This is a genomic window from Rosenbergiella gaditana (assembly GCF_018494065.1).
Taxonomy (GTDB): Bacteria; Pseudomonadota; Gammaproteobacteria; order Enterobacterales; family Enterobacteriaceae; genus Rosenbergiella; species Rosenbergiella gaditana.
The window spans coordinates 146,527-162,510 of the sequence record NZ_JABBFR010000001.1 but is presented as its reverse complement, the minus strand read 5'-3'; the positions used below and the strand labels follow the sequence as shown (position 1 = coordinate 162,510).

15 protein-coding genes and 1 tRNA gene are annotated in these 15,984 nt (G+C 44.3%); 8 read left to right on the top strand and 8 right to left on the bottom strand.

Translation table 11 applies throughout. From position 1 onward, the window contains the following. Window positions 1-39: 39 nt before the first annotated feature. On the bottom strand, window positions 40-1,668 hold the full coding sequence (oppA, locus tag HH682_RS00805; protein ID WP_214235309.1) for an oligopeptide ABC transporter substrate-binding protein OppA: 1,629 nt from the start codon (window positions 1,666-1,668) through the stop codon (window positions 40-42). A gap of 554 nt (window positions 1,669-2,222) precedes the next feature. Further along, window positions 2,223-2,837: a thymidine kinase gene (locus HH682_RS00800; protein ID WP_214235307.1), complete on the bottom strand. Its 615-nt coding sequence runs from the start codon at window positions 2,835-2,837 to the stop codon at window positions 2,223-2,225. Between the two features lie 173 nt (window positions 2,838-3,010). Here HH682_RS00800 and HH682_RS00795 point away from each other — a divergent pair, with 173 nt between their 5' ends. Further along, entirely contained in the window at window positions 3,011-3,418 is a 408-nt protein-coding gene (locus HH682_RS00795; protein ID WP_214235305.1) for an H-NS family histone-like protein, read from the top strand. Between the two features lie 214 nt (window positions 3,419-3,632). On the opposite strand, the gene galU is transcribed toward HH682_RS00795, so the two are convergent. Together galU and HH682_RS00785 are read right to left on the bottom strand one after the other, a co-directional pair. After that, a complete protein-coding gene (galU, locus tag HH682_RS00790; protein ID WP_214235303.1) occupies window positions 3,633-4,532 on the bottom strand; it encodes a UTP--glucose-1-phosphate uridylyltransferase GalU in 900 nt (299 codons plus the stop codon). A gap of 133 nt (window positions 4,533-4,665) precedes the next feature. Next, on the bottom strand, window positions 4,666-5,679 hold the full coding sequence (locus tag HH682_RS00785) for a response regulator (RefSeq protein WP_214235301.1): 1,014 nt from the start codon (window positions 5,677-5,679) through the stop codon (window positions 4,666-4,668). Window positions 5,680-5,848: 169 nt separating this feature from the next. On the opposite strand from HH682_RS00785, the gene HH682_RS00780 reads away from it, so the two are divergent. The 4 genes from HH682_RS00780 (at window position 5,849) to xthA (ending at window position 8,328) form a co-directional block, all read left to right on the top strand. Next, entirely contained in the window at window positions 5,849-6,310 is a 462-nt protein-coding gene (locus HH682_RS00780; RefSeq protein ID WP_338049286.1) for a YchJ family protein, read from the top strand. 48 nt (window positions 6,311-6,358) lie between these two features. After that, complete coding sequence (gene purU / locus HH682_RS00775) at window positions 6,359-7,207, top strand: formyltetrahydrofolate deformylase (RefSeq protein ID WP_214235298.1); 849 nt, start codon at window positions 6,359-6,361, stop codon at window positions 7,205-7,207. A gap of 140 nt (window positions 7,208-7,347) precedes the next feature. Beyond that, a tRNA-Tyr gene (locus tag HH682_RS00770) sits at window positions 7,348-7,432 on the top strand. Between the two features lie 86 nt (window positions 7,433-7,518). Further along, on the top strand, window positions 7,519-8,328 hold the full coding sequence (gene xthA, locus HH682_RS00765) for an exodeoxyribonuclease III (protein ID WP_214235296.1): 810 nt from the start codon (window positions 7,519-7,521) through the stop codon (window positions 8,326-8,328). Here the strand turns inward: xthA and HH682_RS00760 are convergent. Further along, window positions 8,325-10,235 (bottom strand): DNA topoisomerase III, encoded by a 1,911-nt coding sequence (locus tag HH682_RS00760; protein ID WP_214235294.1) that lies wholly within the window; start codon window positions 10,233-10,235, stop codon window positions 8,325-8,327. The genes xthA and HH682_RS00760 overlap by 4 nt on opposite strands. Before the next feature lie 92 nt (window positions 10,236-10,327). Beyond that, entirely contained in the window at window positions 10,328-10,879 is a 552-nt protein-coding gene (locus HH682_RS00755) for an NAD(P)H nitroreductase (RefSeq protein WP_214235292.1), read from the bottom strand. Window positions 10,880-11,047: 168 nt separating this feature from the next. Here HH682_RS00755 and sppA point away from each other — a divergent pair, with 168 nt between their 5' ends. Together sppA and ansA are read left to right on the top strand one after the other, a co-directional pair. Next, window positions 11,048-12,916, top strand: coding sequence for a signal peptide peptidase SppA (gene sppA, locus HH682_RS00750; RefSeq protein WP_214235290.1), 1,869 nt, complete (start codon window positions 11,048-11,050; stop codon window positions 12,914-12,916). Between the two features lie 97 nt (window positions 12,917-13,013). Beyond that, on the top strand, window positions 13,014-14,024 hold the full coding sequence (gene ansA, locus HH682_RS00745) for an asparaginase (protein ID WP_214235288.1): 1,011 nt from the start codon (window positions 13,014-13,016) through the stop codon (window positions 14,022-14,024). Between the two features lie 33 nt (window positions 14,025-14,057). On the opposite strand, the gene HH682_RS00740 is transcribed toward ansA, so the two are convergent. Then, complete coding sequence (locus HH682_RS00740; protein ID WP_214235286.1) at window positions 14,058-14,339, bottom strand: YeaC family protein; 282 nt, start codon at window positions 14,337-14,339, stop codon at window positions 14,058-14,060. A gap of 7 nt (window positions 14,340-14,346) precedes the next feature. Beyond that, window positions 14,347-14,748, bottom strand: coding sequence for a peptide-methionine (R)-S-oxide reductase MsrB (gene msrB, locus HH682_RS00735; protein ID WP_214235284.1), 402 nt, complete (start codon window positions 14,746-14,748; stop codon window positions 14,347-14,349). 224 nt (window positions 14,749-14,972) lie between these two features. Between msrB and gapA the strand changes: the two genes are divergently transcribed. After that, complete coding sequence (gapA, locus tag HH682_RS00730; protein ID WP_214235282.1) at window positions 14,973-15,971, top strand: glyceraldehyde-3-phosphate dehydrogenase; 999 nt, start codon at window positions 14,973-14,975, stop codon at window positions 15,969-15,971. Window positions 15,972-15,984 lie beyond the last annotated feature (13 nt).

Genomic DNA, 15,984 nt, shown 5'->3' with positions numbered 1-15,984 from the left:
AGTTAACCCGGCGCTTTCACGCCGGTATTGCCTGCAAAATTAGTGCTTAATAATATAGAGATCTTTATCATAAACATTATCGAGAGGATCTTTTCCGGTATAGCCGCCGACATAAGGTTTAACTAAGCGCGTGTTGGCATAATAGAAAACTGGGATATCTCCCGATTGCTGATCCAGAATTTTCTCTGCTTGACCGTATGCAGCACTTCGGCTTGCTTCGTCTGAAGCGTTAACACTCTTAGCAATCTGGTTATCGAAATTAGCATCTTTAAAGAACGATGTATTATTTGAACTGCTCGACAGCATAGAGTTTAGGAACGAACTCGGTTCGTTATAGTCTGCACACCATCCCGCACGTGCGACATCAAAACTGCCTTGATGGCGAGAATCAATGTAGGTTTTCCACTCTTGGTTAACCAGCGTAACGTTAACACCAATATTTTTCTTCCAAATAGCTGCTGCCGCGATGGCTAATTTTTTATGCAGGTCAGAGGTGTTATAGAGTAATGAGAATTGCAGCGGATGGTTAGGACCATAACCCGCCTCTTGTAATAATTTTTTAGCCTCTTCGTTACGTTTTTCTTGGCTCCATGAGAACCATTCTGGCTTATCAAGCTGAATACCATCTGTCGCAGGATTGGTAAAGCTGTAGGCAGGTGTTTGGCCTTGTGCCAACACTTTATTGACGATGATGTCCCGGTCTAAGCCTAGCTTAAGTGCCGTTCTCACTCTGACATCAGTGAAAGGGGCTTTCTTATTATTGATTTCGTAATAGTAAGTGCAGAGGTAGGGATCAACATGAAGATCTTTAGGATTATTTTTCTGTAATTTCTTGAACAGCTCAATCGGCAGGTTGTTATAAGTTATATCACTTCCGTTATCAGAGAAGTAACGGTTCACATCCGTGACCTCGGAAGAAATAGGTAAGAAGGTCACTTTATTGATTACGGTGTGGGCATTGTCCCAATAATTGGTGTTACGGACGACAACAATGCTTTCATTGACCGTATGGCTCGCTAAAGTATAAGCCCCATTACTGACCCAATGTGCCGGGGAGGTCCATTGATCGCCATAAGCTTTGATAGCCGGTGCATAAACCGGTGACAATGACGGATGGATAGTCAGTTTGTAAAAGTAGGGAATCGCCTCCGAAAGCGTAACTTGTAACGTATTAGCGTCTAACGCCTTCACGCCAAGTTTCTCAGAGGGTAATTTACCGGCGATGATCGCATCAATATTCTCGACATGGCCATATTGCAAGAAACTCGCATAAGGGGAAGCAGTTTTCGGATCAGCTAAACGCTGCCAGCTGTAAACGAAATCTTGTGCGGTAACCGGTTTACCATTTGACCATTTTGCATTTTTACGTAAGTGGAAAGTCCAAACTTTATTATCTTTTTGCTCCCAACTCTCCGCCACGCCAGGTACCACGTGACCTTGATTATTCGAAATGGCTAAACCTTCAAAAAGGTCATGGCTAACATTACTTTCTGGAACGCCCTCGATTTTATGAGGATCGAGTGACTGCACCTCCCCACCATTCCCCTTAACGAGGGTCTGATTATCGGCAAGTTGGACCCCGGCTGGGACTTGCGCAGCCATTACCGCTTCACTGGTGGTTAATGCTAACAATACGGCCGTAGCGATCACTTTTTTAGTCAATTTCATATTACGACTCCACATACTATTCATTATTGTTATAGGGCTATTCCCGACTATAAATCCTGTCTGTCCAATCTGTTACTCACACATTAACTTTACAGACAATTGACAATTTTTTTACTCGTTAAATGGTCAACTTGATAGTCTGCTATGAACTCTATGTGATGTATCTCACTGATAATCACCTTATTGTTCACTATTAATACTTTTACTTATAAAAGCATCTACTAGATGATAGGAGTTTCTCCCTATAAACATCTAAAAGCAATTTTTATGCCAACAGCGCTAACCCTCTATAAAGTGAGCGATGAACGATAAACTACTTAAAAATTTTTAAGAAAGTGTTAGAAAGATTAGGAAAGAATGTATCAGGATCGTGAATACAAACCCAACTACTATTAATGAAATGAATATAAGCACCAAAAAGGTGAGTCACTATAGCGCGACGCACCATTTTAGTGCCATTTAACCTAGAGTCACAATTTACGCACTGATAAAGTGCAATAAGGGTAAGCGTAATTTTTCGCCCTAATCACAATTATCTCTTAATTCCCTAGTGACTATTCTGCGGGATAACCGAAAATGGCTTGTTCACTTCCTTGTTCAATCGCCTGCCAATAATGTTTACGGCAAACAGAAATATATTTGTCATTACCTCCGATAACCACTTGTGCACCATCATGAAAAGGACGCCCTTCAGCATCTAAGCGAAGAACCATGTTCGCTTTACGCCCACAATGGCAAACCGTTTTTAATTCGACTAGCTTATCTGCCCAGGCCAACAGATATAAACTGCCTTCAAATAATTCGCCTCTAAAATCAGTACGGAGTCCATAACAAAGCACTGGAATATTCAAATGATCAGTGACGTAGATTAATTGTTTTACCTGCTCTCGAGTTAAAAACTGCGACTCGTCTAGCAAAATACAATGAAGTGCTTGGACTTCATTGGCCTGTTTAATTTCATTGAATAAATCAGTCTCTTTACTAAATAACGCGGCGCTACTCGATAAACCAATTCTTGATGCCACCCGCCCCTTACCATATCGGTCATCAATTTCTGCAGTAAAAATCAGCGTATGCATTCCTCTCTCTCGGTAGTTATAAGAGGACTGCAATAGAGACGTGGATTTTCCTGCGTTCATCGCAGAATAGTAAAAATAGAGCTGTGCCACAGACGTTTCTCATCAAAAATAGAAATCGTGATCATACCATAGACGATCGCAAGTCAGGTTAGCTAAATCGGTAAAGCTAATAAATGCGGTTAATTCTAGAACACGTTGCCAAAAGATAACTCTAAGTAATATCATAAAAATTACTAATATGAATTATGGAATGAGGATCTCTTATGAGTGATCAGCTACTCGCCTTAAACAATTACCGTTTTTTACGTGCTGAGGCGCGTAATTTTTCACTAGAAATACTCACTGATATATTGGATAAATTTACGGCTATCGTCGAAGAGCGTCGAGAAGAGCTAGCCAGTGAAGGTGTTCAGGCCGCTAAGCATGCAAAAAAACTTGATCAAATCCGAGAGATGATACTGTCGGAAGGAATTGATATCAGTGAATTAGTTCAACCGGAATCGCCGGTAAATGAAAATAAAAAAGTACGTGAGAAGCGTCCGGCAAAATATGAATATATCGATCTATCAGGTGACCATCACACTTGGACTGGGCAAGGACGAACACCTTTAGCCATCCAAAAAGCTCTTGATCAAGGCGATACCTTAGATAAATTTCTAATCAAAAGCTAAAAAACCGCCTCTTAATAGTTAGGCCGATCCGGTGGCGGTGCGAAAATCCGTAATTATCTACGATAGATTACGGATTTTTTATGTTGCTAAAGGCATTATCCACGAGTAGTAAAAAAAAGGCCGCAGCGTTGACCGCTGCGGCCTTCTTAAAAAGTTAACTGAAAAACCTTACCACTTAATGGCGAATTTTCTATGACAACTCAGGTAGAGCAAGTTATTTTACGTTGTCCGCTAACCAAGCTTTAAAATCTTCACCTAAAACCGGGTGACGCACACCGTATTCAACGAATGCTTGCATATAACCTAGTTTGTTACCACAGTCGTGGCTGACGCCTTTCAGGTGATAAGCCTCAACCGTTTCTTTTTCCATCATCATAGCGATAGAGTCAGTTAATTGGATTTCTCCACCTGCACCGGCAGGTGTTTTAGCCAATAAAGGCCAGATGTCCGCGGATAACACGTAACGGCCAACAACGGCTAAATTCGAAGGCGATTCAGAAGCTTTAGGTTTCTCAACTACCCCCACCATTGGCGCACTGTTGCCAGGTTGCAGTGTTGCTCCCTGACAATCCACAACACCATACGCCGTAACGTCTTCAACAGGCTCAACCATGATTTGGCTATGGCCCGTTGCTTCGAAACGTGACAGCATCTCAGCAAGGTTATCTTTCTTAGGATTTGATTCGTATTCATCGATGATGACGTCTGGCAAGATCACCGCGAAAGGCTCGTTCCCTACAACGGGGTGTGCACACATTACCGCGTGGCCAAGTCCTTTTGCTTCACCTTGACGCACTTGCATGATTGTCACGTGAGGAGGACAAATACTTTGGATTTCATCTAAAAGCTGACGCTTAACACGCTTTTCTAACATCGCTTCTAATTCGAAGCTAGTGTCGAAATGGTTCTCGATAGAGTTTTTAGAAGAATGAGTGACTAACACTATTTCATTAATGCCCGCTGCAATACATTCGTTAACCACATATTGAATCAATGGTTTATCAACCAGAGGTAACATCTCTTTGGGGATCGCTTTTGTCGCAGGTAACATTCTAGTACCTAAACCTGCAACAGGAATAACAGCTTTTCTAATTTTAGAAACGTGAGCAGACATCAAACAAACCTCGTTAAGTTGGCGAATTGCCAAAATATCCTTTAAAGAGTGTGAATACTAGCATAAGTATTAGTAAGAATTATCCAGAAAAAAATAAAAATAGTTTAACTATTATGAAGGTTCGCTACTTTATTCAATGAAAACGGAGCCACAATTTGCGTGGGCCATTCCACACCTCACATTCACCACTGTTCAATAGTATCCGCTGTTCTTGTGCAGAATCGTGGAAATATCGCCCTAATGCCATATTTTTAATTAAAGAAGTGTGCTGTTGATCATGATGGATCACACAAGATAAACCACTATTTACGATTAAGAGGTGTCCACGCAAACGGTTAAAGTAACCAATCACGAGCGGATATTCTCCATGTAGCCCTGATTTTTTTAACAGTAATTGTAAGTCATGAAGCACTGATGTTAATGCAGGAAGGTTATCCGGATGAGCAGCAATTTGCTTTTTCAATAAATCATTAAAAAAGGCTCTGAACAATAGCGCGGCAACCGCACCATATTCTCCTACCCACTCCGCGTCAAAAATATAAAATCCAAACTCGTGGTCCGATAACTCAGCAATATCGATAATTAACCCATTATTGTCGCTAGTATTAAGTTGTCGATAACCGACGTGACATCCGGCAACTTTTAAATGGGCTGGAGGTTGTAGATTTCTTAGTAATGCCAAGGATTCTTCAGGGTAGGATACAAGATGGTTCCATTCTTCCTGCAACTTATCGCTTTCATCGACATTCGAACTAAACATATCGGGATAGATTGCCTCAATAAGTAACTTTTTCAAGGCTGAAACGTCAGTGAGGGGCTTTAGAATCACATCGTAAACTCCCGATCTCATCACTGCAGCAATGAGGTTTACATCGTGAGTATCGGTGAGGGCAATAATAGGCGTTTGAATCGTAGAGGCATGCAACTGTTTAACCAGTGGTACCGCTGGAATATCCAGCAAATTAAGTCCGCAGATAATGAGCGTAACATCATGTTGTTCAACGAGGTCCAATCCTTCCTCACCGCTATCTGTTTGCATAACTTCTGCCCCAGCATAGCTTAGAAACTCTGCCAGTACAGCGTCACAGACCGGATCGTTATCAATGATCACTACCACTTTATTGGTTAAAAAATTTTCCACACTCATCTACCTACACTTTCATTTATACTACAGACCGATTGGGTTTTTTTATGACTAACCCCATACTCAGTTTTGAATACTGCAACGAGTATAGCTGAACTTTCTTGACGCGTTGTTCAATAATAGTGAAATGAGACTCTTAGACATACTTCAAGACTCAATGAGAGGAAATATCGTGCACCCAGACCAGTGCCCCTGTGGCAGTCTCACCCCTCTAGTACAATGCTGCCAACCCTTAATCGAGGGTGATTACCATGCGTCAACGGCTGAGCAGTTAATGCGAACACGCTATACCGCATATGCGTTGCAGTGTTTTCCCTATATTGTAAAGACTTGGTATTCAACGAGCCGTGACACTAATTTATTGCATTTATTAGAACAGGATAGTGCTGCAACGGAATGGCAAGGCTTAACGATTGTTGAGGCTTATCCTGGACGTTCAGCTGAAGAGGCTTACGTCACCTTCTTCGCTCGATACACAAGTCACCAACAACCGGCTTGGATTTATGAAACTTCGCGTTTTGTCCGTGAAAATAATCACTGGTATTATATTGATGGGGTTCATAAAATACCGGGCCGTAATGAGACTTGTCCATGCGGCTCACAAAAAAAATTCAAAAAGTGCTGTGCTCGCTAACTTTTGTTGAGCGGTACCGCAATATGATGCAACACAGGATCAGCTTTAATGTCAGCGAAAAATATCGAACGTAAAATTCTCCGCACTATCTGTCCCGATGCTAAGGGATTGATCGCTAAAATTACCAACATTTGTTACAAGCATGAGTTGAATATCGTACAAAATAACGAATTCGTTGATCATCGCACCGGGCGTTTTTTCATGCGGACGGAATTAGAGGGGATCTTCAACGATTCCACTCTGTTAGCGGATCTCGATGGAGCATTACCGAGTGGTTCTTTGCGTGAACTTCATACTGCAGGACGCCGACGTATTGTGATTATGGTGACGCGTGAAGCTCACTGCCTAGGTGATCTATTAATGAAAAGCGCTTTTGGTGGCTTGGATGTTGAGATTGCTGCAGTCATCGGTAACCATGATACGCTGAAATCCTTGGTCGAACGTTTCGATATTCCTTTTATCCATATTAGTCATGATGACTTAACCCGCGAAGCCCACGATACACAAATGGCAGACTGTATTGACCTGTACCAACCCGACTACGTCGTGTTGGCTAAATATATGCGTGTGTTGACCCCTGAATTTGTTAAACGCTTCCCTAATCAAATTATTAATATTCATCATTCGTTCCTACCCGCTTTTATCGGCGCACGACCTTATCATCAAGCTTATGAACGTGGAGTGAAGCTTATTGGTGCGACAGCGCATTATGTCAATGATAATTTGGACGAGGGTCCAATCATTATGCAAGATGTGATTAATATTGATCACAGCTATACCGCTGAGGAGATGATCCGCGCAGGACGCGATGTAGAAAAGAATGTATTAAGTCGCGCCGTGGATAAAGTGTTAGCTCAGCGTGTATTTGTGTATGGAAATCGGACGATAATACTTTAGTTTAATTAATTTGATTATAAATGAGTCGCCTTTCGCGCAAAAACGAAGCAATCGGTTTAATCGTGATGATTAATTCTTTACTCATCAATCAAGTTTGTTAGTATGACGCCACACCTGAAGACCGGTGTGGCTTAGTATTAGGTGGGGTTCCCGAGCGGCCAAAGGGAGCAGACTGTAAATCTGCCGTCACAGACTTCGAAGGTTCGAATCCTTCTCCCACCACCACTTCTTTGTTTTCCTATACATCTCTTCCATGACATTCCAATCAGATCTCGTTACCATAATGAAAACTGAATGAATTAGGATGTCGCGTGAAATTTGTCTCTTTTAATATCAATGGCCTTCGTGCCCGCCCACACCAACTCGCTGCCTTAGTTGAACAACATCAACCTGATGTTATTGGACTACAAGAAACTAAGGTTCACGATGATATGTTTCCACAAGCAGAAGTCGAAGCGTTGGGTTATCACGTCTTTTATCATGGTCAAAAGGGTCACTACGGTGTGGCACTGATGACAAAAGTTGAACCACTCAAAGTACAAAAAGGCTTTATTACTGACGATGATGAGGCCCAACGTCGTATAATTATGGCCGAAATCCCTACTCCTTCAGGAGAAAGCGTTACGGTGATAAATGGCTACTTCCCGCAAGGCGAAAGCCGTGACCACCCCACTAAATTTCCCGCTAAGCAGAAATTTTACGCAGACCTGAATCAGCATCTAATGACACAACTCAGTCCGGATCAGCATGTTTTGGTTATGGGAGATGTCAACATCAGTGTTACCGATGCCGATATTGGTATTGGTGAAGTCAATCGTAAACGGTGGTTAAAAAGCGGTAAATGCTCATTTTTACCTGAAGAACGTGAATGGATGGAAACGTTACTGGATTGGGGATTAACCGATACCTGGCGACAAATCAATCCTGACGTCAATGACCAATTTTCTTGGTTCGACTATCGTTCGAAAGGCTTTGACGATAATCGTGGCTTACGCATCGACTTATTACTCGCCAGTGCGCCTTTAAACGCTCGTCTCATTGCTAGTGGTATTGATTACCCTTTACGGGCAATGGAAAAACCCTCTGACCATGCCCCGGTTTGGTCAGAGTTCGATCTCTAAGCCTTTTTTGCCACCCGCTTTTTATAAGCGGGTTTTGCCGGAGAGTGCTTAGCCAGCTCCCTCAATATCCGTGTAGGCGGCGTCTGTCGTGCATGCCCAATTAACTGATGTAAGGTATCGACTAAAGGCTGCATAAAGTCTTGGTAACGATATTGTTTTTCACTGATACGTGTTAAGGTCGACTCCCAATGCGCGGTCATATCCGGTGCTGCCGAGGGTTGGGGTAACGCATGAATTAACCCTCTCCCAACAATTGTCGAGTGAATGTAACGTCCTTTCTTTTCTAGAAAACCGCGTTTGAACAGTAATTCGATAATCCCAGCTCTCGTGGCCTCTGTTCCTAACCCATCGGTTTCTCTGAGTACTTTTTTAAGCGCCTTATCTTGAACGAATCGTGCGATTCCGGTCATGGCCGATAGCAGCGTAGCATCGGTAAAATGCCTCGGCGGCTGGGTCTTTTTTGCTACCACCTCTCCGCCTTCACAGAGCAAGATATCGCCCTTCGCGACCACAGGTAATACTGCCCCATCATTTTCCTCATCACGCTCTTTGGCACCCAGTAATACTCGCCATCCCGCGCTGGAAAGGAAACGTGCTTTGGCCACGAATTTCCCGCCTGCTATTTCAAGCTCGATCACACATTTACGATATTGCGCATCTGCTCCAAACTGCATCAGATACTGTCGAGCAATCAGTCCATAGATATTCTTTTCGTGTTCGCTAAGCTTGACGGCACTCCGTTTAGCGGTCGGGATTATCGCATGGTGAGCATCGACCTTTTTATCATCCCAACAACGATTACGCCGGCTAAGGTCTAGCTCGTCGGGTAGGGATTGATATTCAGGTAAATGGGTTTGGAGCGCGTCGAGGACTGATTGACGTCCAACAAAATGTTCTTCCGGTAAATAACGGCAATCAGAACGAGGGTAAGTAATTAACTTATGCGTCTCATAAAGCTTTTGACAGATATCGAGAACTTGTTGTGCGCCTAGGTTGAAACGTCTCGCGGCCTCTATTTGTAAACTCGAAAGCGAGAAAGGTAAGGGAGCACTCTCACTTTCAGTTTTATTCTGATATTGTGTAACAACTGCTGGTTGTTGCGTTATACGCTCAACCACATGTTCAGCAAGGCTCTGATTGAGTAATCGCCCCTCTTCATCCTGCCACCCCTCACAGGCTTCACTCGGTACCCAGGTCGCCGTAAAAGGCTGTTTTTCTGCCAAGATAAAGGCTTTCACCTCAAAAAAATCCTTGGTAATAAAATTCGCTATCTCTTCATCACGACGCACCACAAGTCCTAGGACAGGGGTTTGGACTCTCCCGACCGAAAGCACGCCATCAAAACCTGCCTGCCGTCCAAATAAGGTATACGCACGGGTCATATTGATCCCATACAGCCAATCTGCTCGCGCTCTTGCGAGTGCAGAAATACAGAGTGGCGCAAATTCGCTATTACTTCTTAACTGAGTAATCGCCCGCTCCACGGCCTGTGGGTTGAGATCATTAATTAAACAGCGTTGAACCTGTTGGCGTTTCTCTGCAGGTAAACCCAGGTAGTCTATGACCTCATCAACCAATAACTGCCCCTCGCGGTCAGGGTCCCCCGCGTGGACAACTTGGGTCGCATCGGCCAATAACTTTCCTATGATCGTGAGCTGTTTTTTAACATCACTGCGTGGCGTCAGTTGCCATTTTTCGGGGATGATCGGTAAATCCGCGAGAGCCCATCGTGCATAGCGGGGATCATATTGGTCAGGTTGTGCTTGCTCCAGAAGATGTCCAACACACCATGTGACAATATCTTGCTGACCACACTGAATATACCCCTCTCCACGACGGTGGGGCTTTGGGAGAACATCGGCAATTGCGCGGGCAAGACTGGGTTTTTCCGCAATAAACACTCGCATAGAAAAATATATTCCTAAATCTTGGTAAGAAAGAGTGATCGTTTAGCAGACAATCAACACGCTACTATTACCGATTTCAAAAAATTTTTCTGTCAGAATTCACTGACATAAGGGCCAAGATCGATAGCCTGTACAGGCGATACCGCAGCAAACTGCGGGGTACCAAGATAAAGGAAGCCGACTATCTTATCTTGTGGCTGACAGTTAAAGGTCTGACGAACGGTCGGATGATCAGTCCATGCACCTGAACGCCAAATACCGTTGAATCCTTGAGCTTGGGCTGCCATTTGCATGGCCATTACACTGCAGCCTGCACTGACCACTTGTTCCCATTCTGGTACCTTGTGATGCGCTTGACAACGAGCGACAACGGTAATAATTAGCGGCGCGCGAAACGGTGCTTGAGTCGCTTTTTCAATTGCTTTATCGTCTAGCTGGTCATCAATAGAGACCTGACGAAGTAGTGCACTAAAACGTTGTAATCCCTCACCGTGAATCAATGAAAAATGCCAAGGTTTCAGCCCACCATGATCCGGCGCACGAGCCCCCGCTTGTAAAATATGCTCTAGCACTTCACCTTCAGGCGCGGGTGTGGTTAATCGGGAGACCGAACGGCGCTGTAAGAGTAACTCTAATGAATCCATGCTATTCCCCTTAACGGTGGTGGTTTGTTGGAGTCTGACATAACAACAGGCTTTGTAACAGTATTTGGTGATTAACTGCTGACTTTTCACCCGGGTCTCTTTAGGATAGATGACAAGTTTTTTCTTGGACCGTCTAAGCATTAGATATTATTTATAAATGGAGAATTTATGCGCACTGCGTGGCGAATTATAGTCAGGGTTTTTAGTGGCCTATGGCGTGTTATCAATTTCGTAAGAGAGTGTATTCTAAATCTTTTCTTACTTATCCTGGTATTATCCGGGATTGTGATATGGGGAGTCGTTTCTCATGATTCAACACCGACCCGTACAGTTAATACGAAACAAGCTCTGGTGTTAAACCTTGATGGCGTAATTGTGGAACAACCATCACAAGATAAAAAAATCACTAAGCTTCTGGGCCAAGAGTTTCTGGGAAGCAATAGTAAGCTCCGTCAAGAAAATGCGCTATTTGAATTAGTCGATACTATCCGCCACGCGAAAAACGATCAGTCTATTACTGGCATAGTGTTAGATCTCCATAATTTCGCAGGCGGCGATCAACCCTCTCTAAACTATATCGGTAAAGCATTAAAGGAATTTAGTGCTGCTGGTAAGCCAATCTATGCCTATGGTGATAACTTCACCCAAGCCCAATACTATCTCGCCAGTTATGCTAACCACCTGTATCTTTCTCCACAGGGGGCCATTGATTTACATGGTATGGCAACGAATAACCTGTATTTCAAAGCGCTGTTAGACAAGCTTAAGGTCTCTTCGCACGTTTTCCGCGTAGGCACTTATAAATCCGCAGTAGAACCCTTCTTGCGGGATGATATGTCGCCTGCCGCACGTGATGCCGATACGCGTTGGATCACGCAATTATGGCAAAGCTACCTCACCACCGTGTCGGCTAATCGCCACATGACTGCGCAGCAACTATTCCCTAGTGCTGACGCGATCATTACAGCGCTGAAAGCCAATGGTGGCGATACGGCCAAGTATGCGTTAGATACGCATTTAGTCGATGGACTAAAAACCCATGCAGACGTAGAGCAAGAACTGACGAAGATATTCGGTTGGGATAATCAGAGCAAGTCCTTCAAACAGGTCAGTATTTATGATTATTCAGCCCCTGTAAAACCGACCAGCGTTAAGCCTAATGTTGCGGTCATTGTTGCTAATGGGGCAATTATGGACGGGCCTGCCAGTGATGATAATGTCGGCGGAGAGACGACCGCGCAACAAATTAGAGAGGCACGCCTTGATCCAGCAATCAAAGCGATTATTCTGCGGGTGAATAGTCCGGGCGGCAGCGTCACGGCTTCAGAACAAATTCGCGAAGAGTTGATGGCTGCGAAACAAGAGGGCAAACCTATTGTTGTCTCGATGGGGGGGCTTGCAGCATCCGGTGGCTATTGGATCTCTACCCCTGCCGACTACATTATTGCCAGCCCCACTACCCTCACTGGCTCTATTGGTATCTTTGGCGTTATTAATACCGTTGAGAACACGCTAGGTTCTATTGGTGTCCATACCGATGGCGTTTCAACCTCGCCGCTGGCCGATATTTCAATGACCAAAGCCTTACCCGAGCAAGTGACACAAATGATGCAATTGACCATTGAAAATGGTTATCGTAACTTTGTAAACCTTGTTGCACAATCACGTCACAAAAACCCAGAGCAGATTAATGAGATCGGTCAAGGACATGTTTGGACCGGTGAGGATGCGAGACAAAACGGTCTCGTAGATGCCCTTGGGGACTTTGATGATGCGGTCAAGAAAGCGCAATCCTTGGCCCACCTTCAACAGGTTTCGCTGGAATGGATTCAGCAAGATCCTTCTTGGTTCGACACCTTATTCTCGCAAATGCAAGCAACGGCTTCAGCACGTCTTCCTGATCAAGTGAAAGCATGGTTGCCTGCTCCACTTTCAGAAGTAATGACTAAAGCTACGCAGCAGCCTGGGCTTTTCAATCAACAAGGTGATCCGCAAAATCGTTACGCCTGGTGCGTAAATTGTGGTGTGATTAATTAACTCTCACAGCCCGACACTCGTCGGGCTGTATTTCTTCTGATGAAGTTTCTATACTCCAGCATTATTTTTTATTTTATCTCGCTACTCGGTGTCCGTTATGCAGAAAAAAAATATTTATGTTGCCTACACAGGCGGAACGATTGGTATGCAGCGTTCCGCACAGGGTTATATTCCGGTGTCAGGGCATTTACAGCAGCAGCTAGAGCTAATGCCTGAGTTCCATCGCCATGAAATGCCAGCTTTTACTATTCATGAATATACGCCGTTGATGGACTCTTCCGATATGACGCCAGCAGATTGGCAAGTGATCGCCAATGATATTCGTGACCACTACCAAGAATATGATGGCTTCGTAATCTTGCATGGCACCGACACCATGGCCTTTACCGCATCGGCGCTCTCTTTTATGCTAGAGAACTTAGGTAAACCAGTCATTGTGACAGGGTCACAAATCCCTTTGGCTGAACTGCGTTCTGATGGGCAGCAAAATTTGCTTAATGCATTATATGTCGCGGCAAATTATCCGATTAACGAGGTGGGATTATTTTTTAATAATACGCTGTTTCGTGGAAACCGCACGACGAAAGCCCATGCGGACGGGTTTAATGCTTTTGCATCGCCAAATCTTTCGCCACTGCTGGAAGCGGGTATCCACATCAAGAAACTCAATACGCCCCCCGCACCTGTTATGCAAGGTGACCTCATTGTCCACCCCATCACGCCGCAACCCATTGGTGTCGTCACTATCTATCCGGGCATCTCTCCTGATGTCGTCAGCAACTTCCTGCGCCAGCCCGTAAAAGCCCTCATTTTGCGCTCTTATGGTGTCGGCAATGCGCCACAATCTTCTGCTTTTATTAGCGTTTTAGCTGAGGCATATGCACGGGGGATCGTTGTTGTAAACCTGACACAGTGTATGTCTGGAAAGGTCAATATGGGAGGCTATGCAACGGGTAATGCTTTAGAACAAGCGGGCGTAGTCAGTGGCAGTGATTTAACCGTTGAGGCTGCCTTGACCAAACTTCATTATTTACTCTCACAACAGTTGCCTGCTGAGGAAATTCGAGTATTGATGCAACGGAATCTGCGTGGCGAACTCAGCGAGTAAAAGACTAAAAGGGTGCAGTCGTGCACCCTTTATTTAATCGAGTTGAATACGCGTCACATCGTCAACAATACCGAACTCTTCCTTCAGTTGTCGCTTGCTTTTCATGACCATCTCGCCCCCTTTAGCAATAGACATATGCTGGGGGTTATCGTTATGGCGAGCCTGCCACATTAGGACAAGCTGTAAGGTATACTCTTTTTGATCCGGCGTTAACGCTACACCATCGGGCCATTTCCCCGTCTCGGTGGCATTCACTAAACGTTGGTACACTTCTGGCGTCATCTCTGCTAAGACGCGCTGTAACTCTGCACTCATCGTGGCCCTATCCTTTCGTTTGACTACCCGTTGCATCGGTAAAATTTAAGGATGCAGAATTAACACAGTATCGTTCGCCACTGGGCTGAGGCCCATCAGGGAATACATGACCTAAATGGGCGTCGCATTGGCCGCAGCGAATTTCGATACGATGCATGTTATGGCTCGTGTCATCCAAGTAGCGAATAGCATCATCCGATACCGGTTGATAGAAACTGGGCCATCCACAACCAGAGTCGTATTTTGTCTCAGAATAAAACAAGGGGGAGTGGCAGACAATACAATGATAATAGCCTTCTTGCTGATTATGCAGTAAGGCTCCACTAAAAGGGGGTTCGGTTCCTCTCTCCTGCGTAACGTAACGTTGCATATCATTGAGAGACGACAAAGATGATGGCTCATTGCTCATAATAAATCCCACTAGACAATCCAATTCTTCATTATAACAAATGGATAACAAATTAGTCTTTTTTTTCGAACATTAGGACCAATACCTAAGCTGGCCCTCTCTTTTCGTAAAAGGCGAAGAATTGATTTCCCACAGTAATTGACACGATTAAGCTTGACGTATGAAGCGGTTTTTGTAATTTTACTGCCAACCTTTTATTCACTATCAAATAGCTGGTGGAATATATGACTATCAAAGTAGGTATCAACGGTTTTGGCCGTATCGGTCGCATTGTGTTTCGTGCTGCTCAACAACGTTCAGACATCGAAATCGTCGCGATTAACGATCTGTTAGACGCAGAATATATGGCTTACATGCTGAAGTATGACTCAACCCACGGTCGTTTTGACGGTACCGTTGAAGTTCAAGATGGCGCACTGGTTGTAAACGGTAAAAAAATCCGTGTAACCAGCGAAAAAGATCCAGCTAACCTGAAGTGGAACGAAGTAGGTGTTGACGTTGTTGCTGAAGCAACCGGTATCTTCCTGACTGATGAGACCGCGCGTAAGCACATCGCTGCAGGCGCTAAGAAAGTGGTACTGACTGGTCCTTCTAAAGACGATACCCCAATGTTTGTTCGCGGTGCTAACTTCGACAAATATGACGGCCAAGATATCGTGTCCAACGCATCATGCACAACTAACTGCCTAGCACCGTTAGCTAAAGTGATCAACGACAACTTCGGAATCATCGAAGGTCTGATGACCACTGTTCATGCAACCACTGCAACGCAAAAAACAGTAGATGGTCCTTCCCACAAAGATTGGCGTGGTGGACGTGGTGCAAGCCAAAACATCATCCCATCTTCTACGGGTGCAGCGAAAGCAGTAGGTAAAGTTTTACCAGAGTTGAATGGTAAACTGACTGGAATGGCTTTCCGTGTCCCAACTCCGAACGTATCAGTTGTCGACTTAACTGTGCGTTTAGAGAAGAAAGCCTCTTACGAAGAAATCTGTAAAACAATCAAAGCGGCTTCTGAAGGCGCAATGAAAGGCGTTTTAGGTTTCACTGAAGATGACGTCGTCTCAACTGACTTCAACGGTGAAACGTTAACGTCCGTTTTCGATGCCAAAGCGGGTATCGCACTGAACGATAATTTCGTCAAGCTGGTTTCATGGTATGACAATGAAACGGGTTATTCTCACAAGGTTCTTGATTTAGTTGCACTGGTTGCAGGGAAATAAATCATCAGCACTG

Bases quoted from the DNA above. Each gene is read 5' to 3' on its own strand.
- HH682_RS00740 (WP_214235286.1), bottom strand. From the start codon at position 14,339: ATGAGTGCAGAGTTACAGCGCGTCTTAGCAGAGATGACGCCAGAAGTG.
- HH682_RS00760 (WP_214235294.1), bottom strand. From the start codon at position 10,235: ATGCGAGTGTTTATTGCGGAAAAACCCAGTCTTGCCCGCGCAATTGCC.
- galU (WP_214235303.1), bottom strand. From the start codon at position 4,532: ATGTCTGCTCACGTTTCTAAAATTAGAAAAGCTGTTATTCCTGTTGCA.
- HH682_RS00795 (WP_214235305.1), top strand. From the start codon at position 3,011: ATGAGTGATCAGCTACTCGCCTTAAACAATTACCGTTTTTTACGTGCT.
- sppA (WP_214235290.1), top strand. From the start codon at position 11,048: ATGCGCACTGCGTGGCGAATTATAGTCAGGGTTTTTAGTGGCCTATGG.
- msrB (WP_214235284.1), bottom strand. From the start codon at position 14,748: ATGAGCAATGAGCCATCATCTTTGTCGTCTCTCAATGATATGCAACGT.
- ansA (WP_214235288.1), top strand. From the start codon at position 13,014: ATGCAGAAAAAAAATATTTATGTTGCCTACACAGGCGGAACGATTGGT.
- oppA (WP_214235309.1), bottom strand. From the start codon at position 1,668: ATGAAATTGACTAAAAAAGTGATCGCTACGGCCGTATTGTTAGCATTA.
- HH682_RS00785 (WP_214235301.1), bottom strand. From the start codon at position 5,679: ATGAGTGTGGAAAATTTTTTAACCAATAAAGTGGTAGTGATCATTGAT.
- gapA (WP_214235282.1), top strand. From the start codon at position 14,973: ATGACTATCAAAGTAGGTATCAACGGTTTTGGCCGTATCGGTCGCATT.
- HH682_RS00755 (WP_214235292.1), bottom strand. From the start codon at position 10,879: ATGGATTCATTAGAGTTACTCTTACAGCGCCGTTCGGTCTCCCGATTA.
- purU (WP_214235298.1), top strand. From the start codon at position 6,359: ATGTCAGCGAAAAATATCGAACGTAAAATTCTCCGCACTATCTGTCCC.